Genomic DNA, 23,578 nt, shown 5'->3' on the forward strand with positions numbered 1-23,578 from the left:
TTTTTTGGAATTAACTGTTATAAAATATTTTTTTGATTTAGCTAATTTTCACTTGACTCTATATAGTTAGTCTTTCATTATTTATAGTGATTTTTTTACTCGTTGAATATCTTCTAAATTCTCCTCCATCGCTCGATGAGTCTTTTCATATTTTAACTTCATTTGTTTTTCTTTTTCCGATCGATAATATTCTTCTCGCGCTTTAGCATCGGCAAAAGCTTGTTCTTGTTCAATAGTTAATGTTGCTTTCTCTTTTTGGACTGGTTTTGATAATGTTGCAACAATCGGAAGTCGTTCTTCTACTGGTAAGATATCTAAAGTTGGGGATGGAATGGTCTGGTACCAATAGGCTGTAGAAGACCAGTCATCTGATAAATGATTCGCGTGACCGTGTTCAATAGTTACTTTTATTTTTTCTGAAAAATGAATTGGATCAGCAATATGGAATCTATAGGCAACAGTATAGCCAGGCATATCTCCTTCATGAATAATTGTTCCATTATATAAGAAGTGATTCTTCTGCATTCCCCAAGCAAAACTAAAATAATCTTCTGTACCTGTTCCGTTTATGCTTGGCATTTCTTCCCCATCAATAAAAATCATGTCATCGCCTTCGCCCCACCAACTACCTTGGAAATGATTCACTGATAAATTGCAACCTACATAATGACCTTTCCCTTCAGTCTCCAATAAAACATAATTATCTTTTCCTGATAAATTACTAATAGCCTGAACATCAGGACTATTGGTTTGTAGATCATTCCCCCAGCCATTATTTGGATTATTTCTTTTCCAATTTGCATGGAAATAAACTGTATCTTCGGGAAGTTCTTCTTTATATAACTCATAATCAACATAGAAATACAAAGCAAAGGGTAATTCATTTTCATTAATTATTTCGATTTTTGCCTTTTTATTAAATGGCATAGGGAAAAAACAGTTCAAAGCGCAAGGAGCTCCAAACTTCCCAGCCTCTTCGGGTTTTACAGATACGTTAAAGGGCATAGATTCAAAATTCCCAGGTAATGAGTGTCCAATGCAGAAAAAGTCTCCCAATGGTACTAAAACACTAGGAGTATCTTGGTCATCCCAAGTAATTTTAATCAAAGCTTTTCGGTAATAAAACGGATCCTGTTCTTCCCATGTAATTCCTAAAGCATTATGAATCTCATTGGCTGGAGCAACATTACTTCCTAAAACAGGGTCAACGATGCTTGGACCCATAATTTTTCGACAGAAAGAGGTCATCCATATATGAGTAATACAACCCGGACCATCGATTTCTCCTAGTGTAATAGATTCACCTGGAGGAATCATCCAATAATCTTGATTCTTTCCACTATGATCATAGCTAGATACTCTTGCCGAGCGTGCATTCGTCATTTTGGTTAAAGCCTGCATGTTTCCATTTGAATAATTGTTCATCATAAATTCCTCACTTAATTTAAATTTTTATCCTTTAACTGCACCTGCAGTCATTCCTTTGATAATTTTCTTTTGGAAAATTGCATAGAATGTCAATTGTGGAATGATTAATAAAATACTTGCTGCAACGATTCCACCATAATCGATATTGTATCTACCTTTAAATTCTGAGATTGCCAACGGAATGGTCATTTTAGAACTATCACTAATCAAGGTCGCTGCAAATGGGTATTCATTCCAAATGTATAAAATATTAAAGATAAAGATAGTTACAACTACCGGTTTAACTACCGGAAAAACAATTTTCCAACATAACTCAAATAAATTGCATCCATCCAACAATGCCGCTTCTTCTAATTCGCTTGGAAATTCTTTCAAAAAACCTGTGAATAATAACGTATTAAATCCTATTGATGTTGCTATATAAGGCAGTATTAGCGACAGATAAGTATTCTCAATTCCAGCAGAAATCGTAAGTCGATAAATTGGAAATAGCAAAATGAATGGTGGAATCGCTTGTCCTGCTATGAAAAGAAGATACAATCCCTGACTAATTCTTTTTCTTCTAAAAATAAATCTACTCAAAGCAAATGAGCTCATGTATGTGATAATCATTTCAAAAAAGATCGCTACTATAGCAATAATAAACGTATTTTTGTAAATCAATTTGAAATCTAAGGTTGCAAAAGCCCGATTAAAATTTGATAAATCTAATGATTTAGGCAGCGACAGAGTGTCTGTTAAAATAGCTGAACTGTCCTTGAACGAAAGCAGAATCATCCAAAGAAATGGAATCATAATAATTAAAGTGATTAGATAAGTAATAATGCTTAAAAAAATATTTCTATCTTTCTTGATATCCATTAGTCACTATCCAACTCCTTCTCTCTAAGTTTCTTTACTAATGTAAAGCCTCCGAATATTATTCCGGCACATACAAAGGTGACTATAAGGGTCATAACAGCAATAGACATACCATATCCGTATTCACCTGATGTGAACGTCATCCCATACATATAGGTAACAAGAACTTCTGATAAATGGTTAGGACCACCATTGGTCAACTGTAAGACAGTCTCAAATATCTTGAATACTAAAGTAATGACTAAAATCAGATTCATTTTAAAGGTTTCATTTAACATCGGAATCGTGATATTTACTACCTTTTGAAAACTAGTTGCTCCATCAATATCGGCTGCTTCATATAGCTCCTCTGGTATTAAAGTCAGGCCAGCTAGAAAGATGGTCGCTATATAACCTAATGATTGCCAACTTTGGACAATAGCTACAGAAAACGGTGTTAATTTATCTCCTCCAATCCACTCTAAAGCAAGCCTAGTTAAACCTACTTTTTCTAAAAAAACATTAATAAGTCCAATTTTCGGATCTAAAATAAAGACCCAGATCAATCCGACCATAATAGGTGCCACAATTGAAGGTGCATAGTTGATTGCTCGAACTAATGTGAGCCCTTTCATATTCCGATTCATCAGAAGAGATAGTAGAAAAGCTCCTGGGATTAGAATCAGAATAGTGACCAACAATACAATGATTGTATTTTTTAATGCTATTATGAAAATTGGATCTCTAAATAATCTTAGGTAGTTTGATATACCGATAAATTGAGGCTGACCGATTCCTGAAAATTTTGTAAAACTATAGTAGGCAGCAATAAATATCGGAGCAATAATATAAACTAAATAAAGTAGCAATGTAGGTAGTATCAGAATGACTTTATTACGGGTTGAACTATACCACTTCATAAAAAATCACCTCTAAAATTTATTTTGTATCGTCTATTCTATTCTGTACAACCTTAGCTGCTTCTTCAGGGCTATAGTTACCAACAATAACACCATAAATACTGTCATACATTGCATTTCCAATTGATTCAGATACAACTAAATCAGGTTGGTTTTCTTGACTAGTCCATTTAGAATCTGCCATATTATTGATAATGTCTGTAAATACAGGAGATTCTTTTTCATCAACTTCTACAGATATATTAGTCATTGGAGGAATTTTATTATCAACCATAATTTGAATACCTTCTTGACCGTAGTAAAATGCAAAGAATTTTTCTATAGCAGCTTTCTTGTTTTTATCTTCAAAAGCAGCTTTACTCACCACCAACGGTGCAGAGGGAACAACAGAGCTTAAAAATTGATTGCCCACACCATCTTTGAAAGTTGGTCCCCACCAAAATCCTACGTCATTACCAACTTTACTAGACTCAATTTTTTGTGCATCCCAAGATCCAGAATCTAACATCGCTGATTTTCCAGTGGTAAATTGTTCAACTGCTTGAAAATAGGATTGTGTACTCACATTTTTGGGAAATGCTCCTGCATCACGAAGCTCGGCAATTTTTTCATAGTAATGTACAAAGTCTTTGTTATTGTACTTTTCTTTACCAGCTAAAATATTATCTACCTTATCCAAATAACCGTAACGTGATAGCATAATAAGAAACGCCCAAACTGAATAGCTATCTTTTGCACCTTTAGAAATTGTTACAATATCTTTTTCATCGAGTGTTTTCGCTATTTTCATCAAGTCTTCAAAAGTCTCGGGTTTTTCAAATCCGTTGTCAGATAAAATTTTTTTATTATAATACAGACCTGTCACTAATGGTTGGTAAGGCATCCCATATTGAACCTTCCCATCCTTAAAAGGTTCGATCATGTTCTCACGTCCATCAAATGAATCCTTGATGTCTTTATGATCTTTTAAAAAACTGGATAAATCAGCTAATACCCCTGCATCTTGTAATTCTTTGGCCGAAGCGGGTAGCATCCAAAAAATATCCGGAAGTTTGTCAGATTGAGATCGCATTTTCATGTTCTTAACATGCTCTGATTGTTCCTTCCCTTCCAAATTAATATCAATGTTCTGATTTTCCTTTTCAAATGCTTTTACAACTGCATTAAAGGCTGGTTCTTGATCGGCTGGATTGGCAACATGGATAGCAAAATCAATAGTTGTTTTACCATTTTCTTTGGCTGAACTGCTTTCCTTATCACCACATGCTGTTAAAGTTAATAGGGCCGTTAATGCAAAACCAATACTAATCAATTTCCGTTTCATTTTAATCACCTCATAATGATCTTCTTTCAATAATTTTTGATGGTATCTCTACTCTTTTCGTTATATGCTCCTGATTGTTTATACTATCCAAAATTAACTTTGCCGATTCTTTTCCCATCTCAAATGCCGGTTGCCTGATTGCTGTTAATGGTGTTTTGGCTATTTCCATCCAGGAGTAGTCATCATAAACTGCTATCCCCACATCATCAGGAATTGAAAACTCATGATCAATTAAATACTTAATAGTTCCCATCGCTATCGTATTATTTCCAAATAAGATGGCTGTCTTTTTATCTTCAAATGAATCTATTACCGCCTCCCCTAACTTATAGCCCGCTTCAAATGATGAAATTGTTTCAAATCTTTTTGGTGTTCTATTTCCATTCAGTTTATAAAATATCTTTTCATACGCTGTGTTTCGTTCAATTGTGGATGAAACATCAGTCGGACCTGAAATAAAAATGATATCCTCATAACCACGATCTAAAATATCTTCCAATAAATCCATTGTTACTGAGTAGTTATTTGTGTATACAACATCATATCTTTCTAAATCATTCGGTTTCCTATCGACAAAAACAATTGGCAACGTCGTATTTGATGCTATTTGATCAATATTTTTTAATAAGCCTGAAGTGGGAGCGATGATTATTCCATCCACATATTCAATCATACTAGAATTGAACAACTCTAAACGATTCTGTTCTTCAGATACTCTTTCATGAGAATTAGCTATTATCAGTTGGTAATCAGCTTTCCCTAGTTCACTTTCAACTCCTGATGCTAAGATAGAAAAAAGCTCTGAAGATGAATCTTGCTCTTGCGAAGGGATAATTAATCCAATTACCTTTGAACCAACGCCTTTCATAGATTTTGCTAGATTGCTTGGTCTATACTTTAATATTTCCATTGATTTCAGAACTTTTTCTCTTGTATCCTGTTGCACAAATCGTGAATTATTCATGACATTTGAGACAGTCGCAGTTGAAACTTTTGCTAGTCGGGCAACATCTTTAATAGTTGCTTTTTTCAATTTTATTCACCTCTATTTAATCGTTTAATTATGAAATTATATCTATCATAATATTTACAAGCACTTATATAACAACTATTAATTTCCATTTAATCGATTAAATGAAAAAATAAAAAAATATATTTAATCGATTAAATACATATCCAAAAATATAAAATAAAGAAAGTTAGCGCTTTCTTTATTTTGGTTTTATTCTACTATGTTTCATGCTCTTAGTAAAGTCTTTTTTGCTTTTTCAAAAAAATATTGGAATGCAGAGAAGCTCAAAAATAGCCATAACCCAGAAATATGTTCATTTACATATAGAAAAATACAACTCAATAATAGTAAATAGAAATTTAATTTAGGATTGATTAAAAACGTACCGACTAATCTTTTTATATTGTTTTTTTCACTATAGATAGGTGTATTTGTTGCATATGTCACCAATAGCAGCAATATTGAGCCTGTCAGAATAAAATAAATTGAATTAAAAAATCGATCAAACAATATAAACTGAACAAACCAAATAATAATTAACATTAAAAGTTTAAAGCAAGATGTGTTAATTGAAAAAAAAGAATCTTTGAAATCCTTAAAAAAAAATTTTACCTTAGTTTCTTCTCCATTGTTGAGTCTTTCTATTCCTTGAACAAGACTATACGCACTAGGTAAGATACCAAAAATTATTCCACCAGAAATTATTCCAACAATAAAAAGAAGATTCAACACAATTAAATGATAGACTACTTCAAAAAGTTTATGAAATTTAGTAAATTGCTTAATATTCACTCTTGTTTTACCACCTTACTTATGTTGTCAAAACAAAATATTCTCCATGAGGTGCAATGACAGAGCCATAACCTTCTATCCCATATGAACAATTAAAAATTCTTAATTAGGGAATAGAAATAGTTTCCTCAGTCTCTATATCAAAGAAATGAGCTTTACTGGTATTGAATGCTAATTCGATTTTTTCTTTAGGTTCTAAAAAGTCACGAGCGTCTACTCTAGATACGAATTCAGTCGTTCCAACTCTTGAATACAGCATTGTTTCTGCACCTAATAATTCAGAAACAACGATTTCTGCTATTACCGTTGAGTCTGGAGTTACTTCTATTGCAATCGGTTCTGTATGAATATCTTCAGGACGGATTCCAAAAATCAACTTCTTACCTTCGTATCCCTTCTCCTTCAAAACTTTGTATTTCCCTTCTGTAACACGTAAGCGTAAATCATTGCCATCAGTGATAAATCCATTGGTAAGAGTGACGTTAAAGAAGTTCATTGCTGGTGATCCAATAAATCCAGCTACAAATGCATTTGTAGGTTTATTATATACTTCTTGTGGTGATCCTATTTGCTGAATGATACCATCTTTCATAATTACAATACGATCGGCCATTGTCATCGCTTCAGTTTGATCATGTGTAACATAAATAGTTGTCGTATTTAAGCGCTGATGAAGCTTGGCAATTTCCGCACGCATAGCGACTCTCAATTTTGCATCTAAATTTGATAAAGGTTCATCCATCAGAAAGACTTTAGCATCACGAACAATAGCTCTACCAAGTGCTACTCGCTGTCTTTGACCACCAGATAAAGATGCAGGTTTCTTATTCAAGTAACTTGTCAGGCCTAAAATTTCTGCAGCATTCTCCACTCTACTTTTGATTTCACCTTTCTCAAATTTGCGTAGTTTCAATCCAAAAGCCATATTATCAAATACCGTCATGTGTGGATATAGTGCATAGTTTTGGAATACCATCGCTATATCTCGATCTTTTGGTGCAACTTCATTCATTTTTTCTCCGTTAATGAGAAATTCACCTTCTGAAATACTTTCCAACCCTGCAACCATTCTTAAAGTAGTCGATTTTCCACATCCGGATGGTCCCACAAAAACAATAAACTCTTTATCTGCAATTTCTAAATTAAAATCTGTTACAGAATAGTTGTCATTATTTTCGTATTTTTTGTAAATATGTTTTAATGATAATTCTGTCATCAATGCTTCCCCATTTCTATTTAGTATAAAAACACCTTATATGAAAGCGCTGTACTTTTCATCGTCAAACTGCCTAAAATAAAAGATGAATACTAGGTAACCTGTCCAAATATCAATTAATTGATACAAGAAATATTTAAGAAAAAATGGTGACGAGCAAATAACACAAAAAAAGATCATCGTTATTTTTTAAATTCAACCTAGTCTGTTCTTGAAACTTTTCAACTTTATAGAGTAATGAGTTTCTATGCATAAATAATTCTTTTGCTGCAGAACTAAAATTACCTTGTTGTTTCCATAATATTTTAACTAAACTAATCATTTCTTCCTCACCAAACCAGTCTTGGTGTAATGACGACAAAAGGCTACTCTCACTAGCAATTTGGTTGGAAAAAAAAGAAACAGCACAATTTGAAAGCTCTAAACATTTCACATTAAAATTTTTCTTCAAAGAATCAATAAAAATTTGTTTCTCTTCATGAAATAATTGACAAAAATCATGTTTCCATGTATGAAACGGACCTAAAAAAAGCCTTGTGGATAAATCAAAGTCCATATCTAAAGCAAGAAATATTCCTTCAAGATCATTAATTAATAGATTATCTAGATCTTTTTTTTCAATTATTAATAAAAATTGTTGATAAAAAAAAGAATCTACGCAGTTTGGAATTATTTCTAATATTTCTTTTAAGATATTTTCCTTTTGAGACTCTTCTAAATATTTCATCTGAACCTGTATTATCCGATATTCTCCATCTTTCTTGATTGTTTTGTTTCTAAACAAAATTTCATACCACGGGTGATTTCTCCTGTTAATTGATCGACCATGATTTAAAGAAGAGAATAAAAGAGTTTCTCGTTCAGTTAAATCTTCCTTTGAGAAACATGCATATCCACCTATAATTGGAATAGATATAATATCACTAAACTGCGGTTCTTTTTTCGAAAAGGTTGCTTTGGGATAAATCATTTGTATCTGCATAAAAGTCATTTCTTCCAATAGTTTCTCCTCCCATTCTGCTAAAAGGTTTTTATATCTTTTTTATGATAAGTAAAACTAACAGCCCTTTCAACAGCAATTCAAAATCGTACCATTCTTTCTTGGGCCTTTTCCAACAAAGATGAATTTTAAATATTGATACTTTTAAAAACGATCTACTTGAGTGTATATTCACAGTTTCATCAATTGAGATTTATTTCATCTGTAGTAACAGTGAATTTCTTTATTCTTCCATGGTAATTCTACCCATATCATCTCCCTACGATTCATCAATATAGACCTTGCTACATCAATGTTTTTTTCAAAAAAATATCATCATTTATGATATGGTTCTCCTGTATTGATTCGAAATGCGCGATAGATTTGTTCGACTAATATGAGGCGCATCAATTGGTGTGGATAGGTCATTTTGCCAAATGAGATTTGTGTGTTACTGCGTTGAAGAACTTGAGTGCTTAGTCCTAAAGAACCGCCGATGACGAACACAAACTGACTTTTTCCACGAGTTTGGAGGTTATCTAGTGCATCAGCAAACTCTTCGCTGCTAGGATTTTTACCATTGATTGCAAGAGCGAAGACGTATTCTTGTTCTTTAATTTTAGCTAAGATGCGTTCGCCTTCTTTTTCTTTAACTTGGATCATCTCAGCCTCACTGAGTTTTTCTGGAGCCTTTTCATCGGCGACTTCGATGAGGGTGACCTTACAATATTTTGATAATCGTTTTGTATACTCTGAAATTCCTTGTACAAGATATTTTTCTTTTAATTTTCCCACAGAGATAATTTTTATATTCATCTTGTTCCACCTTTTTTCCACTAAGTTATACACACTAATCACAGAGTTATCCCCAGGAAATTGTGTGTATTCTCCTTTTTTTGAGCGATTTCTTCCTGCAAACATATGTTTTCCACTAAGTTATCCCTATTATCCACATTTATGTGGATAATTAAATTTGTTTAATCAACAACTTTTTCCCTTAGTTTTCCACTGATTTTGTGGAAAACATTTTTTTCTTTCGATATCTATATTTTCCTCCAAAACTTTTTCATAAAAAAGTCAAATCAGTGTAGTAGACTTAACTTATAGAAAAATACTATACTCAATATAACTTAAATTATTGTAGAGGTGGAGGAAAATATGATAAGAAAAGATATTACCCCAACACCCAAAAAGTCTTCTGGTTTCTTTAGACGATTTGGGATTAGTCTATTAGGCGGTATTCTTGGTGCTGTTTTAACAATTGGAATTTTTTATGTAGCAAATGGCTCATTGCTTGCTCCTAACAACCAAAGTACTAGCGGTTCCCCAAGTGCTGGTAAGACAACTGTTAGTAATATGAAAGTTAGTGTAAATTCAGACATCACTGATGCTACTAATAAGGTGCAAGAAGCTGTCGTTTCAGTCATCAACTTACAAAAACAACAGTCACAAAGTGGTCTCGGAGATTTTTCTGATATTTTTGGCAGCACTGAAGAACAACAGTCACAAAGTGAAAATGGACAATTAGAAGAAGCTTCCGAAGGTTCTGGGGTCATCTATAAAGTTGAAGGAAAGACTGCCTATATCGTAACGAACAATCATGTGGTGGAAAATCAAGATGGCCTTGAAGTTTTATTAAAAGATGGTTCAAAAGTCAAAGCAACGTTAGTTGGAACAGATGCCTATACTGATTTAGCCGTTCTAAAAGTCGAATCAGATAAAGTAACTTCTATCAAACCGGCGACTTTTGGGGATTCTAGTAATCTAAAAGTTGGTGAACCTGCGATTGCTTTAGGATCTCCCCTTGGTTCACAATATGCAAATTCTGTGACTTCAGGAATCATTTCTTCTTTGAATCGACAAGTAGTCAATCAAACTGAAGATGGACAAACGGTTAATATCAATGCAATCCAAACTGACGCTGCTATCAATCCTGGTAATTCCGGTGGTCCGCTAGTCAATATGGCTGGTCAAGTTGTTGGGATCAACTCTAGCAAAATCGTCCAAACAGAATCAAATGTCAGTGTTGAAGGGATTGGATTTGCCATCCCAAGTAATGATGTCGTAAATGTCATCAATCAACTAGAAAAAGACGGTAAAGTGATCCGTCCAGCGCTAGGTATCTCAATGGTCAATCTCTCTGATTTGTCCACCGAACAATTAAGTGAGATCGTCAAAGTTCCAACTTCTGTTACTAATGGTGTCTTAGTTGTAAAAGTTCAATCTGCTACACCTGCTGATCAAGCTGGCTTGAAAAAATATGACGTAATCACTAAAATCGGTGACACCGAAGTTGCAACGGGTGTTGAACTACAATCTGCTTTATATAAATATAAAGTTGGTGACACTGTAAAAATCACTTACTATCGTCAAAACAAGAAAGAAACTGTTTCAATCAAATTGAGTACAGATACGTCTTCATTGCAATCAAACTCAGATCAACAAGGAAACAATTAGACAAAAAAACTATCCAAACTATTAATGTATGGCTTCTGCGATAAACAGTTGCTTTACACTAGATCGTTTGGATAGTTTTTTACTTTCTGTTACGATTTTTTATTTACCTACTTCGAATTTTTCGCCAATTTTAGAATCTTCAGCTAAGACTAAGATTCCTCTTTTTTCTGGTGCATTTGGCAAATGAAGTTCTTTGGCTGAACAAATCATTCCAAAGCTATCAACACCGCGCAAGTTTCCAGGCCAAATAATTTGACCATCAGGCATCATTGCTCCGGGTTTTGCTACCACGACTTTTTGGCCAGCTTCAATATTAGGCGCACCGCACACGATTTGTAGCGTCTTACCGCCATCGATTTCTGTTTCCGTAATGTGTAGGTGATCTGAATCAGGATGTGGGATACATGTTTTCACATAACCTACTACAAATTTAGGTGAAAGATCTGCCACCAAGCGTTCTTCAAACCCTGCTAGTTTCAATTGTTCATTCAATGTCTCAATATCTTTTTCTAGCAATTCAACTTGGCCGTTTCCTTGAATGGTTAAATAATTTGATGCGTTGAAAAAATTCCAAGCAACGGTGGTTCCGTCTAACGCTTGGATACGGGCAACATCGCCCTTTCTTTCCATTGAATTTTCTTCGTTTTCATCATTTTTGACGATGACCATCAATGTATCGCCAACATTTTGTTTATTATACGCAAAAATCACGTCTTTCCCTCCCGTCATAGTCCTCTCGTATCTTAACAAATCTATCAAGCATTTTGCATGAGATTTTTTTCATTTCTAACTTAATCAACAACTAGTTAGTAATCAAAATCGTTATGTTTTCTAGCAAAAACGACCATAAAATCTTAGTTATTTGTTTCCAAACAAAAAGCTGGACAAGCCAGCTTTTTATTTTGTACTTGGATGAACGATCAACACGTCGCACAAAGCTTCTTTGATGACATAACTAGCGACACTGCCAGTCATGAAACGTTCTACTGCATTTAGACCCGATTGCCCAACCATGACTAAGTCAATGTCATACTTTTCTGGCAACGTTTTTGCCATCGCCTCTTTTGCCGAACCATAGGCGATGATGCCTTCGACCTTATCATAACCGAATTCTTTTCCAAAATCTTTACAGTCATTGATTAAATCTTTTGCATCTCCAGCTAGCTGATCCATAATGTTTTGATTTAATGGCGAGTAACTCATGAAGGTATACATTTGATGATCGATTACATTGGCTACATATACAGTCCCTTGATTTCGTTTAGCAACTGCCAAAGCTTTTTTAAATGCTTCCATCGCTTGATCACTGCCGTCAATGCCGACTAAGATGTTTTGATATGATTGTGTGAACATAACACTTTCCTACCCTTCCACTCGTTGTAAAAATTCAGCGATTTCATTTTTAGTTTTACGATTTTTATTCACTAACCGGCCCAATTCTTCCCCGTCATTCAGTACGACAAAGCTTGGAATCCCGAAGATATTCCATTCAGCTGCTACATCAATGTAGTCATCTCGATCAACTTGGATAAATTGAAACTGCGGAAATTCTGCTTCGATATCTGGCATCTGTGGTTTGATAAAATTGCAGTCACCGCACCAGCCCGCAGTAAAGAAGAAAACATTCTTTCCTTTTTCAGCATAACTAGCTAATTCTTCAATATTTTTAGGAATAATCATTCCGTCACGCCCTTTTCTTTTACTACTTTGATTATACACTTTTCATTCTTTTTGAGAAAGAAGGTCACTCGCAGTCTTTCTTATCAGTCTTGCTTTTATTTATGTTAAAATAAGATGAGTATAAAATAGTGGAAGCGCTGATTTGTACTTTGATCTAGTTATTCAACTGGTATGCCATTAGACTGAAATGATTTCTCTTCATTTGTTTTCACTTTATCAACAGGTTAGTGGGATCCGCTGTAAAATCTATTAATGAGCTCAAGGAGGTTTGTACTATGGAGAAGGCTAAAAAATTTATTCAAGGTCTCGCCATCGGCACATCGATTGGGGTAGCTGCTGGTATTGCTGCCAATCATTATTATAGAAAAAAACAAAAGATGTCTCCCGATAAAGTCTTGGATCAAATCAAAGCTGACTTTTTAAAAGAAGGTCCAATCGAAGGTTCTTGGATTTCTTTTGACACCGAACGCATGCAAAAATTTGCCATCACGATGGATGTTCTTTCTGGCGGAATCACCCGCACAGAAGACGAGCACTTGGTCGCATATGAATTTAAAGCAGATGCGAAAACCGGCGCTGTTTTAAGTATCGAACGAATGATTACTGAATAAAAACAACGTATGCCAATACTTAGGCATACGTTGTTTTTATATTCAGAATTGATGAAAAAAGGGTGCGATTGCAGTCGCACCCTCATACATGTAACTATTTGATTATTTTACCAAGCGATAGATTGCATCAGCATAGATGACTGCAGAATTCAAAATATCTTCTACTGACATATATTCATTGGCTTGATGCATCGTATCTTCAAATCCAGGGAATTGAGCACCGTAGGCAACACCACGTTCGAGCAAACGACCGAATGTTCCGCCACCGATAACTTTTTCTTCTCCTTTGATACCTGTGTGTTCTTCAAAAGTATCCAACAAAGTAGCAACTAATGGATCATCTGCTGGTACGTAATGAGGCAACATATGATGTCCCCCTTGAGTCACTTTCACTTCTGAACCGAATAATTCTTCTAATTTCGCTTTGATTTCTTCGGCAGTAGTGCCTTTAGGATAACGGAAGTTCAATGTGATCCGGTTATCGTTTTCTTGACCAGCTTTGAAGCTGAAGATTCCAGCATTCATTGTCAATTCGCCCATTTTTTCATTGTCAAACTCAACGCCTAATTTCTTTCCATATACATCTTCGTGGATGTATGCTGCGCTGTTTTCGATAAAGGCTCTTGCGCCTTTATCAAAGTCATAATTGTTTAAAAAGACTGCTAAGAATGTCCCGGCATTCGTTCCTAATTGAGGACTAGCACCATGAGCTGCTTTTCCATCTAAATGTAAAGTAACCGTTGTACCAGCAACTTCTGCTTTTCCGCTAACTGGATTGTTTTCTACATAATTTTTAAAATCTGCAGCTACTTTTTCAGCAGTTTCAGCATCAGCCACTTTTACTTCGGCAACAGCATTTCCAGGGACCATATTTTCACGCAGACCAGCTTCAAAACTTACTAAAACATAAGAAGTGCCGTTCGTTCCGTCAAAATGAGGGATCATGGTCACATTTCCTTTTTCACCATTGATGATTGGGAAATACGCATCTGGTGAGAAACCAAAATCAGGTTTTTCTTCGTGTTCAAAGTAGTAGTCCATATCTCCCCAGCCGCTTTCTTCATCAGTTCCAAAGACAAAACGGATTTTTTTAGAGATTGGCAAACCTAATTCTTTGATGATTTTCACTGCATAATAAGCCGCAACTGAAGGGCCTTTGTCATCACTTGATCCGCGAGCATATAATTTACCATTGCGAATTTCTGGTTCGTAAGGGTCTGAATCCCAACCGTCGCCAGCAGGTACCACATCTAAGTGACCGAAGATTCCTAATGTTTCTTCGCCATCACCGTAATCAAAATGGCCGGCATAGTTGTCGACATTTTTTGTTTTGAAGCCATCGCGTTCTGCGATCTCAAGCATCTTCTCTAATGCTTCCACTGGTCCAGGTCCGAATGGGGCTTCTTTAGTTGCTTTGTCGTCTTCACGTTCACTTTTGATACGTAATAAAGTGAATAGATCTGCTAATAGATCCTCTTTACGTGCCTCGACTTCTTTTTTAAAATCGATTGTCATTGAAAGATTCCTCCTTTAATTAAAACCACTATAATGATAGCATTCTATTCAATAGAATAACAATGAAAACTCTTTAAGAAACACTAGGACAGATTTCTTTTTTTGCTTATAATAAGATGACAGCAAGTTTTATCCCATTATTTTTCACGAAATAATAAAAAATATCTCTCAATGAAAGCAAGTGATGAAATGATCCAATTAAGTGAAGCTATTTTACACCAAGTGATCAAAAAGCGACCGCCAATTTCTCATAAAGGAACTTTTGGCCGTGCTGTTTTGATTGGTGGCAATCAGCAATACGGCGGTGCAATCATCATGAGTGCTGAAGCCTGTGTTAAAAGTGGTGCTGGTCTAACGAGCGTTATTACTGCAGCAAAAAATCATAGTGCTCTTCATGCACGCCTACCAGAAGCTATGGTCATATCGCTTGAAGATACCGAACTGATTCATTCAGTATTAGAAACGGCAGATGTGATTTTGATTGGCCCTGGACTTGGCTTAGAGTCCTCTGCATTGAAATTATTACAACATGTTCTGACAAATCAAAAAGCCTCCCAATGGCTAGTGATCGATGGTTCAGCGATCTCGCTTTTTAGCAAACATCAATTATCTTTGACCTATCCGGCACAGACTGTTTTCACTCCGCATCAAGCAGAATGGGCTCGATTGAGCGGTTTATCTTTTGATCAACAAACTGCTGAGAACAATCGCATCCAACAAGAAAATCTAGGTGCGATTCTCGTATTGAAGAGTCATCGTACGACTATTTATGACAAAACGACCTGCTATCAAAATCCACTGGGCAATCCAGGAATGGCTACTGGCGGTATGGGAGATACGTTGGCTGGAATAATCACTGGTTTTTTGGCACAGTTCGAAAAAAATACGGACACAATCGCTGCAGCGGTCTATCTCCACAGCTTAATTGGTGATACATTGGCAAAGAATAATTACGTCGTCCTGCCGACATCAATCAGTGAAGCTTTACCCTATTATATGAAAAAATACGTTCTTGAAAGGAAATGATTATGGAAAAATATCCCGGCTATTTGCGCAAGCCTTTTTATTATGAGACAGACAAAATGGGCATCATCCATCATTCCAATTATATCCGCTGGTTTGAAGAAGCACGTGTCGATGCACTGACATTTATGGACTATCCTTTTGAAAAAATCGAAGCAGAAGGCATTATGATTCCTGTATTAGGAGTCAGCTGCAACTATAAAGAAATGGTACGTTTTGGTGATGAAGTGTTGATCAAACCCATCGTTACTAAATATACCGGTACGCGATTAGATTTTGATTATGCGGTCTATCATGATGAAAAACTCGTTACGACTGGAAGTAGCCAACACTGCTTCATGTCTTACGAGACCAATCGCTTGATTCAATTAAGAAAAACTCATCCCAAGCTCCATGAGTTGTTTTTAGCCTATTATGAAACAACGAATAAAGACAACTAAAGCCGTGGCAATCGTCCACGACTTTTTTTGTTGCACCTATAGAAAAAACCAGCAACACCTGTTGCTGGTTTTACTTTTTATTTGTATTTTTTCTTCATGTAAAGATAGAACGGAATACCTAATGCAGTGATCAAGATTCCGACCATTGCTAATTGGAATTGGTTGACTAATGTCATAAATAAGATGAATAGTCCGCCAACGATGGCAATGATTGGAATGATTGGATAAAGTGGTACTTTGTAAGGACGAACCAAATCTGGTTCTGTTTTTCTTAATTTGATTACTGCGATGAATACTAATGTGTAGAAGATCCAGATAACGAAAACTAACATATCTGTTAACATATCGAATCCGCCGATCATCATCATACCGATCGCGATTACTAATTCTAAGATACCTGCAACGTAAGGAACTTGATTTTTGTTTAGTTTTACTAATTTATCAGAGAATGGTAATTGTTTTTCAAGACCCATTGTATAAGGAAGACGCATACCAGTCATTGTATAGCCGTTGATTGTTCCGTATACAGAGATTAAGATTCCGATTGTTACTAACTTACCGCCCATACCGCCAAAAATTGTATTGGCTACTTGCATTGCGGCATTGTCGTTTCCTGCTAAGTCAGAGATATTCATCGTACGTAGGAAAGCAAATTGAACAAGTAAGTAAACGAGCATGATCCCTAAGATTCCACCAGCGATGGCACGAGGCAAGTCACGTGCTGGTTTTTTCAATTCTCCAGCGATATTCCCAACGTGAATCCAACCATCATAAGCGAACATTGTAGCTAATAGTCCGGCACCTAATGCTGGTGCAAATCCGCCAACAGCAGGTCCTGCTTGAACTGGGAAAAGACTAACGGTTACATCACCTTGGCGAAGCAATCCGAAGATAACGATTAATGCCAACGGTACTAATTTACAAACTAATGTAATTGATTGGAACACTCCGCCAGCTTTTGAGCCTAAGAAGTTAATCAACATGATCGATGTAGCTGCAATGATTGCGATTGGTACTAATAGTGATAGACTCAGATCAAACAGATTGATGAACTGAGTAGCAAAAATAATTGCTAAAGCTGCTACGTTCGCTGGGAAGTAAATGATAACTTGTGCCCATCCTAGTAAGAAACTCCAAAATTCACCATACGCACGTTCGATGTAGCGTAACATCCCGCCAGTTTCTGGAATAGCTGCGGCTAATTCCGCTCCAGTTAGTCCCGCACAGACACTAATCAATCCGCCTAAGAACCAAGATAACATGTGCAAGCTAGTTGATCCAGTTACTGTAGCAACACTGGCTGCTTTAAAGAATACGCCCGCTCCAATTACGGTACCCATTACCGTTGAAAGAGCTGGGAAGAATGTCATTGTTCGTTTTAATTCACCTTCATGTGAAGCAATGACATCTTGTTGGTCGACTGCCATAATTTTTCCTCCTTAATTTTGAAGTGTCCGTTTGTTCACTTCTTAACTTGATTTAAAAAACAAATAAAGATTGTTATTACATAAAAGAAATAAAACAAAAAAATTGCGATATACCAACTACTAATAACTTTTCTTATTTGTTCAAACATTATTTTAACATTGAGAAAGAAAAAGGGAAACGTTATTTTAAACATTTCCTTTTTTCTTATTTTCCCCTCATGTTCTATTAAGAAATCTTGCTTATTTTATGAATTCACGCTGTCAAAAGATACTTTTGTTTCAACGCCTTCAGCTTTGAATTTTTCTGATAATCTTTCCAACATTTCGTCAGTCATTTTATCTAGATCATAACTTGGGCTGAAGTCCCACTCTTTACGAGCGTCACTATCATCGATTGAATTTGGCCAAGAATTTGCGATTCCTTGACGAACTGGATCAACATCGTAGCTTAATTCAAATTCAGGGATGCGACGACGGATTGATGCTGCAATTTGTTCTGGTTCGAATGACATTGCAGTGATGTTGAATGAATTACGGTGTTCCAAACGACTTGCATCCGCGTTCATTAATTTTACGATTCCTTCGATTGCATCGTCCATATACATCATATCCATGTAAGTACCTTTGTCGATAAATGATGTGTATGATTTGTTTTTCAATGCTTCATAATAAATATCTACTGCATAGTCAGTCGTACCGCCACCAGGTTCTACTTTGTATGAGATCAATCCTGGGAAACGAACGGAACGAGTATCTACGCCATATTTAGTATGATAGTAATTTTCTAACAATTCACCAGCAACTTTTGTCACACCATACATTGTTGTTGGGTGCATTACAGTATCTTGTGGTGTATTGTCTGATTCAGCATCTGGTCCATACGCTGCGATTGAAGAAGGTGCGAAGAATTTTGTTTCTGGTCCGATTTCACGTGCAACTTCTAATGCATTCATCAATCCAGTCATGTTCAAGTTCCAAGCAAATGCTGGACGTTTTTCTGCAGTTGCAGAAAGTAACGCTGCTAAGTGGATGATTGTATCTACTTCATAACGTTTTGCTACATCTAAGAAGCTGTCGTAGTTTGTTACGTCTAATTCTTCAAATTGTCCGCCTTCGACAACTGGACTACCTTCGATTGTACGAATATCTGTTGAGATAACATTTTTAACGCCTAGATCTTTACGTAATCTTTCAGTTAACTCTGAACCGATTTGTCCTAATGCACCTGTGATTAATACTTTTTTCATGGATGTGACTTCCTCTCTATTTAACTTAATTTTTATTTGATGATTCCTAATTCTTTACCAACTTTTTCGTAAACTTTGATTGCGTCGTCTAACATTTCTTTAGTATGACCAGCATTTGGCATGTTACGTACACGGCCGGTGCCTAATGGTACTGTTGGGAAGACGATTGGTTTTACATAGACGCCGTTTTCTAATAATTTCTTAGAAAATTCTTGTGCTAATTTTTCATCGCCAACGATTACTGGTGTGATTGGTGTTTCTGATTGACCGATATCATAGCCGATGCGTTTCAATTCTGATTTGAAGTAATTTGCATTTTCCCAAAGTGTTTCTACGTATTCAGGATGTTCTTCAATCAATTCGATTGCTTTGATACAAGCACCTGAAGCACCTGGTGTTAATGAAGTTGAGAATAAGAATGGACGTGCTTGAGATTTCAACCAAGTGATCAATTGTTTCGTTCCGGCAACATAACCGCCGACAACGCCGATACCTTTTGATAAAGTACCCATTTGGAAATCAATATGATCTTGCATGCCAAAATGTTTCACTGTTCCGCGACCTTTGCCCATTACGCCAGTTCCATGAGCATCGTCAACATAAGTGATGATATTGTATTTTTCGCAAATCTCTACGATTTCAGGGATTTTAGCAACATCGCCGTCCATTGAAAAGACGCCGTCTGTAATGTACATTACTTTGTTGTATTCGCCACTTTCAGTTGCAGCTTTTGCTTTTGCTTCCAAATCTTCCATGTCTTGATGGTTTACGCGAATGATCTTAGCGCCTGATAAACGGCAGCCATCAATAATTGATGCATGGTTCAATGCATCTGAAAGGATTGCATCGCCTTTTTTCATCACGGCTGAAATAGCACCCATATTACAGTTAAAACCTGATTGGAAAGCAATCGCTGCTTCTGTTCCTTTAAATTCAGCAATTTTTTCTTCTAATTTTTGGTGAATGTCTAAAGTTCCGTTGATTGTCCGAACAGCTCCAGCTCCGGCACCATAATGTTTTGTTGCTTCTACGTCTGCTTCGATCAATTCAGGTCGAGTAGCAAATCCTAGATAGTTATTAGAAGCTAAGTTGATCATTTTCATTCCATTAACTGTAATGATTGGACCATTGCTTCCTTCTAACACATCGATAGTGCTGAACAATCCTTTTTCTTTTAGATCTTCCAAGTTCGTTTCTAGAAATTGGTCAAGAACTTTTGAACTCATAACTATTCTCCTCCATACTATTTATTGCGCAATTAAAGTTGTTATTTATAAACTTATAAAAAGTAAACAGCTTAAGTATTTGTTTGCGCTTTCTTAAATTACATACTTAGTTTACGGGCGTTTGATAACGTTTACAACTTTTGGTCTTTACAATTCTTTGAATTATCATAATGGTTAGAAAGTTTCTAATTTGTTTTATTTTATAGATACGAAAGTTCTTCTTCTTTTAAAAAAATATCTTTTTTTTAGTCGAAAAAAAGAGTTGAATGAAACGTGTTTCTGTTCACAATCACTTGTTTTATTATTCTAAAATACTCGTTTATCCAAATAAAATGCTTGTATACCGTTTAAATCGCTAAAAATCCTCACCGTATTTTTATCACAAAAACGAAAAGTATTTTCCCCACAAGAAAAAAAGAAAGCGCCTAGCAATACAGTGATTCTTTCTAATCATATTCAAATAAAACGCCTGATAGTTTTCATACAATCTGTGATTTCTTCTTTTTTTGTCTATTTTTCAATCGATGATGCTTAATTTTTTTAAGAAAACACGCAATTTTATAAAGAAAAAAGTCTGCTTCCATATTTTTTCTAAATAGATTTCCAAAAGATATTCAGAAGAAGACTGCTTTTATTTAATTCAAAAAAAAAAGACTTGGATCGTCATCCAAATCTTTTTTCTTAATTAAGGTAGATCATTTCCTGCAGCAAAGTACACGTCATACCATTCTTGTTTTGTTAAAGTTACCGCTGCTCCAGCTGCACTTTCTTTGATGCGCGTCGGATTCATCGTACCTAAAATCACTTGCATATTAGCAGGATGACGCAGAATCCAAGCAGTTGCAATCGCATTTTTGTTCGTATCATATTTTTTAGCGAGCTTAGCTAACAACTCATTTAATTCTGGGAATTTCTCATTGTCGACGAACACGCCTTCAAAAAAGCCATATTGGAATGGTGACCACGCTTGGATCGTCACACCTTTACGTCGTGAAAATTCTAATACACCACCGTCATGATCAAAAGAACGAGTGTCTGTCATATTCGTATGCATACCATAATCAATCATACCAGTATGCATGATTGAAAATTGTAATTGATTGATCAGCAACTTTTGATCCACTTGAGATTGTAATAGTTGGAATTGTTCCGGATTAAAGTTTGATACCCCAAAGTGTCGAACCTTTCCGCTAGCTTGTAAAAGATCAAAAGCTTCTGCGATTTCTGCTGGCTCCATCAATGGATCTGGACGATGCAAAAGATAACTGTCTAAATAATCGATACCCATGCGTTCCAAGATACCATCGACTGAATCCAATAAATGTTGTTTTGAAAAATCATACCGCTTGTCCTCGCCAGTTACAATCCCGCCTTTTGACTGGATAAAAAACTTGTCACGAGAGATTTTGGCTTCTTTCAAGGCAGCGCCAAAAATCAATTCTGATTTTCCGTTGCCATACATATCTGCCGAATCAATAAAATTGATGCCACTTTCTAACGCTGTCTCTAAAACTTTTGCCGCCTTTGTTGGCGTTAGCGCAGACATACGCATAATACCTAAAGCAATTGCTGAAGCTTCCCAATAACTATTGCCGATTTTTCGTTGTAACATCCTACCCATTCTCTCTGAAAAACTATTTTTTCTTACCTATAGAAGTATAGACTACTTTCCCCGTAAAAAAAATCCTTAGAACTTAAACGAACGAGTAGTTGCTGCTTGACCAAGTATTTCTTTTTTGCGTATGCTTGTTTTTAAAGGGGGCTTCTACATGTACTCAATGCTGAAAAAAATTATTACTGAAAAAGATATTTATCGTCAGATTCTACTTTTAGAGCAGCTCCTTAATCATTCCCAATTAACTGCCAAAGAACTAGCAAAAAAAATTGGCACAACAGAACGAACCATTTTTTCTGATTTACAGCTGATCCGCAGCTATCTACCAGAAAATTGGACATTGGATTCAACTAAACAAGGTATTCGTTTGAGCTCACAAGACCATGCCTTGACCAATGATCTCTGGGAAGCTTTCCTGCCCCACTCTGTCAGCTTACAGTTGATCAAAGAACTATTTTTTACGAAAGAACTAAACATTCTGCATTTTCTTGATGAAACTGGTGTCTCTTACGAAACACTCAAGCGCCAACGAACCAAAATCAATCGGCAATTGCACGCCTTTAATATCAAGATTCATTTGACTTCCACACAAGCAACTTTAGTTGGTGAAGAAAGTGCTATCCGGATTTTTTATCATCGGCTCTTGCTGCCTTTTACTCATAACAATTATTTTTTTGAAGATTACTCGATTCATGAGGAGCACTATTTACATTTTTTGACTAAAGAACTTAGTAAAGATTTAGCTGTAGATACAGAACAAATCTTTGGCATTTGTTGGTTTTTTATCAATAGTATTCGAATCAAAGCTGGATGTTCGATTAACGGTTTCAGTTTTGAGGCAAACGATCCGATATTTCTTCTCTATGCTCCTTTTTTGAAAGATTTATATAAAAAAGAAGGCGTCTACCTACAAGATGAAGAAATCTTTTTTGCTTTTTTCTGTTTCTTAGAAGGTTGGAATTACAATAGTCCTTTAGGAAAACGTGTTTCAGCGGTACTAGCAAAAGAATATCCCTTATTGAAAAAAAATATTCAGCAAATCATTCGAGAAATCGCTGATGAACTTCAGTTACAAGCATTGCCGCAGGCAAATTTGCCAACAAATTTATTGTTACTACTATTAAAGTATGCTGAATCACCTGCATTATCAAAACAATTTCAGTTGGAATACCAAGAATTACTACTAGAAAGAAATGAGATCTACCCCATTTTAACTGAAAAAAGTCTGATGTTGTTTGAACGCCTGCCACAGTTTTCTATGATTGATGATACGACCTATTTCGTGAGTCTTTTTTCTCTTTTGAGCCAACAGGCGATTTTCACAATCCGTCCACACACTAAGACGCTCTTTTTTGTTTTTCAAAGCGAACCTGCCTGGAAAACTTTTTTGCAGCAAGAATTAGCTGATTATTTAGGCAAACGTATCCACTTGATTTCCCTCGAAGTTTCTCAACTGCAAGAGTCCCTTGTTCAAACCGGAGATTTGATTGTTTCGAATATTCCTCTAGATTTTGCCCCGATACCCGTAGTCTATTTATCAACTATCCCTACCAAAAATGAGCTCAGTCAACTGACTGAACTCATCTCTCATTCGTATCTTTAAGCAAAACGATTAGTCTTTTTGGTAATGACTGATCGTTTTTTCCTTTTTCCGAAAAATTTCTTTACTAATTCGCTTCTCAAGCTCAACTATGAAGAACAACAACAAATAAACAATACACAGAGATGATTTAAAATACTTCTCTTTAAGGTAATTTAATTATCACATCAAATATAACAATTGTCCAGCAAATAACTTATGCCTTTACTTTTCTATTATTTACCTT

Annotated in this window: 22 protein-coding genes; 5 read left to right on the plus strand and 17 right to left on the minus strand. The window is 35.6% G+C overall.

Annotated features, from left to right (window positions below):
* Nucleotides 1-81: 81 nt before the first annotated feature.
* The 9 genes from P7D84_RS10600 to rlmH all read right to left on the minus strand — a co-directional run bounded on the left by P7D84_RS10600 (nt 82) and on the right by rlmH (nt 9,327).
* A complete protein-coding gene (locus P7D84_RS10600; protein ID WP_311806393.1) occupies nt 82-1,428 on the minus strand; it encodes a glycoside hydrolase family 172 protein in 1,347 nt (448 codons plus the stop codon).
* 24 nt (nt 1,429-1,452) lie between these two features.
* On the minus strand, nt 1,453-2,289 hold the full coding sequence (locus P7D84_RS10605) for a carbohydrate ABC transporter permease (protein ID WP_311806394.1): 837 nt from the start codon (nt 2,287-2,289) through the stop codon (nt 1,453-1,455).
* Nucleotides 2,289-3,188: a carbohydrate ABC transporter permease gene (locus P7D84_RS10610; RefSeq protein WP_311806395.1), complete on the minus strand. Its 900-nt coding sequence runs from the start codon at nt 3,186-3,188 to the stop codon at nt 2,289-2,291. The genes P7D84_RS10605 and P7D84_RS10610 overlap by 1 nt, the downstream gene beginning before the upstream one ends.
* 19 nt (nt 3,189-3,207) lie before the next feature.
* Entirely contained in the window at nt 3,208-4,512 is a 1,305-nt protein-coding gene (locus tag P7D84_RS10615) for an ABC transporter substrate-binding protein (RefSeq protein WP_311806396.1), read from the minus strand.
* Between the two features lie 10 nt (nt 4,513-4,522).
* Complete coding sequence (locus P7D84_RS10620) at nt 4,523-5,545, minus strand: LacI family DNA-binding transcriptional regulator (protein WP_311806397.1); 1,023 nt, start codon at nt 5,543-5,545, stop codon at nt 4,523-4,525.
* Nucleotides 5,546-5,749: 204 nt separating this feature from the next.
* Complete coding sequence (locus tag P7D84_RS10625) at nt 5,750-6,316, minus strand: DUF624 domain-containing protein (protein WP_311806398.1); 567 nt, start codon at nt 6,314-6,316, stop codon at nt 5,750-5,752.
* Between the two features lie 106 nt (nt 6,317-6,422).
* A complete protein-coding gene (locus P7D84_RS10630) occupies nt 6,423-7,532 on the minus strand; it encodes an ABC transporter ATP-binding protein (RefSeq protein WP_311806399.1) in 1,110 nt (369 codons plus the stop codon).
* A gap of 136 nt (nt 7,533-7,668) precedes the next feature.
* Nucleotides 7,669-8,523 (minus strand): helix-turn-helix domain-containing protein, encoded by an 855-nt coding sequence (locus P7D84_RS10635; protein WP_311806428.1) that lies wholly within the window; start codon nt 8,521-8,523, stop codon nt 7,669-7,671.
* A gap of 324 nt (nt 8,524-8,847) precedes the next feature.
* On the minus strand, nt 8,848-9,327 hold the full coding sequence (gene rlmH / locus P7D84_RS10640; protein ID WP_311800915.1) for a 23S rRNA (pseudouridine(1915)-N(3))-methyltransferase RlmH: 480 nt from the start codon (nt 9,325-9,327) through the stop codon (nt 8,848-8,850).
* 342 nt (nt 9,328-9,669) lie between these two features.
* Between rlmH and P7D84_RS10645 the strand changes: the two genes are divergently transcribed.
* Entirely contained in the window at nt 9,670-10,968 is a 1,299-nt protein-coding gene (locus P7D84_RS10645) for a S1C family serine protease (protein WP_311806400.1), read from the plus strand.
* Between the two features lie 99 nt (nt 10,969-11,067).
* Here P7D84_RS10645 and ytpR read toward each other — a convergent pair whose 3' ends face one another.
* The 3 genes from ytpR to P7D84_RS10660 all read right to left on the minus strand — a co-directional run bounded on the left by ytpR (nt 11,068) and on the right by P7D84_RS10660 (nt 12,687).
* Nucleotides 11,068-11,679: a YtpR family tRNA-binding protein gene (gene ytpR / locus P7D84_RS10650; RefSeq protein WP_311806401.1), complete on the minus strand. Its 612-nt coding sequence runs from the start codon at nt 11,677-11,679 to the stop codon at nt 11,068-11,070.
* A gap of 186 nt (nt 11,680-11,865) precedes the next feature.
* Nucleotides 11,866-12,321, minus strand: coding sequence for a universal stress protein (locus P7D84_RS10655; RefSeq protein ID WP_311806402.1), 456 nt, complete (start codon nt 12,319-12,321; stop codon nt 11,866-11,868).
* A 9-nt stretch (nt 12,322-12,330) separates the two neighbouring features.
* Nucleotides 12,331-12,687 (minus strand): thioredoxin family protein, encoded by a 357-nt coding sequence (locus P7D84_RS10660; protein ID WP_311806403.1) that lies wholly within the window; start codon nt 12,685-12,687, stop codon nt 12,331-12,333.
* A gap of 236 nt (nt 12,688-12,923) precedes the next feature.
* Between P7D84_RS10660 and P7D84_RS10665 the strand changes: the two genes are divergently transcribed.
* The gene (locus tag P7D84_RS10665; RefSeq protein ID WP_311800910.1) at nt 12,924-13,259 is read left to right on the plus strand and encodes a hypothetical protein; all 336 of its coding nucleotides are present in this window, start codon (nt 12,924-12,926) and stop codon (nt 13,257-13,259) included.
* A gap of 102 nt (nt 13,260-13,361) precedes the next feature.
* On the opposite strand, the gene pepV is transcribed toward P7D84_RS10665, so the two are convergent.
* On the minus strand, nt 13,362-14,774 hold the full coding sequence (gene pepV / locus P7D84_RS10670) for a dipeptidase PepV (protein ID WP_311800908.1): 1,413 nt from the start codon (nt 14,772-14,774) through the stop codon (nt 13,362-13,364).
* Nucleotides 14,775-14,963: 189 nt separating this feature from the next.
* On the opposite strand from pepV, the gene P7D84_RS10675 reads away from it, so the two are divergent.
* Together P7D84_RS10675 and P7D84_RS10680 are read left to right on the plus strand one after the other, a co-directional pair.
* Complete coding sequence (locus tag P7D84_RS10675; protein ID WP_311806404.1) at nt 14,964-15,800, plus strand: NAD(P)H-hydrate dehydratase; 837 nt, start codon at nt 14,964-14,966, stop codon at nt 15,798-15,800.
* Nucleotides 15,801-15,802: 2 nt separating this feature from the next.
* Nucleotides 15,803-16,237: an acyl-CoA thioesterase gene (locus tag P7D84_RS10680; RefSeq protein ID WP_311806405.1), complete on the plus strand. Its 435-nt coding sequence runs from the start codon at nt 15,803-15,805 to the stop codon at nt 16,235-16,237.
* 77 nt (nt 16,238-16,314) lie between these two features.
* Here P7D84_RS10680 and P7D84_RS10685 read toward each other — a convergent pair whose 3' ends face one another.
* The 4 genes from P7D84_RS10685 to P7D84_RS10700 form a co-directional block, all read right to left on the minus strand.
* The gene (locus P7D84_RS10685) at nt 16,315-17,664 is read right to left on the minus strand and encodes an APC family permease (RefSeq protein WP_311800904.1); all 1,350 of its coding nucleotides are present in this window, start codon (nt 17,662-17,664) and stop codon (nt 16,315-16,317) included.
* A 245-nt stretch (nt 17,665-17,909) separates the two neighbouring features.
* Complete coding sequence (locus P7D84_RS10690) at nt 17,910-18,911, minus strand: NAD-dependent epimerase/dehydratase family protein (RefSeq protein ID WP_311800903.1); 1,002 nt, start codon at nt 18,909-18,911, stop codon at nt 17,910-17,912.
* A 32-nt stretch (nt 18,912-18,943) separates the two neighbouring features.
* A complete protein-coding gene (locus P7D84_RS10695; protein WP_311800902.1) occupies nt 18,944-20,137 on the minus strand; it encodes a glycine C-acetyltransferase in 1,194 nt (397 codons plus the stop codon).
* A 685-nt stretch (nt 20,138-20,822) separates the two neighbouring features.
* Nucleotides 20,823-21,749 (minus strand): aldo/keto reductase, encoded by a 927-nt coding sequence (locus tag P7D84_RS10700; RefSeq protein WP_311806406.1) that lies wholly within the window; start codon nt 21,747-21,749, stop codon nt 20,823-20,825.
* Nucleotides 21,750-21,906: 157 nt separating this feature from the next.
* Between P7D84_RS10700 and mafR the strand changes: the two genes are divergently transcribed.
* Nucleotides 21,907-23,355 carry a global transcriptional activator MafR gene (gene mafR, locus P7D84_RS10705; RefSeq protein WP_311806407.1) on the plus strand — a complete coding sequence of 483 codons (1,449 nt, stop codon included), beginning with the start codon at nt 21,907-21,909 and terminating at the stop codon, nt 23,353-23,355.
* Nucleotides 23,356-23,578 lie beyond the last annotated feature (223 nt).

Origin of the sequence: Enterococcus dongliensis (genome assembly GCF_031927985.1) — a bacterium.
Classification (GTDB): Bacteria; Bacillota; Bacilli; order Lactobacillales; family Enterococcaceae; genus Enterococcus_A; species Enterococcus_A dongliensis.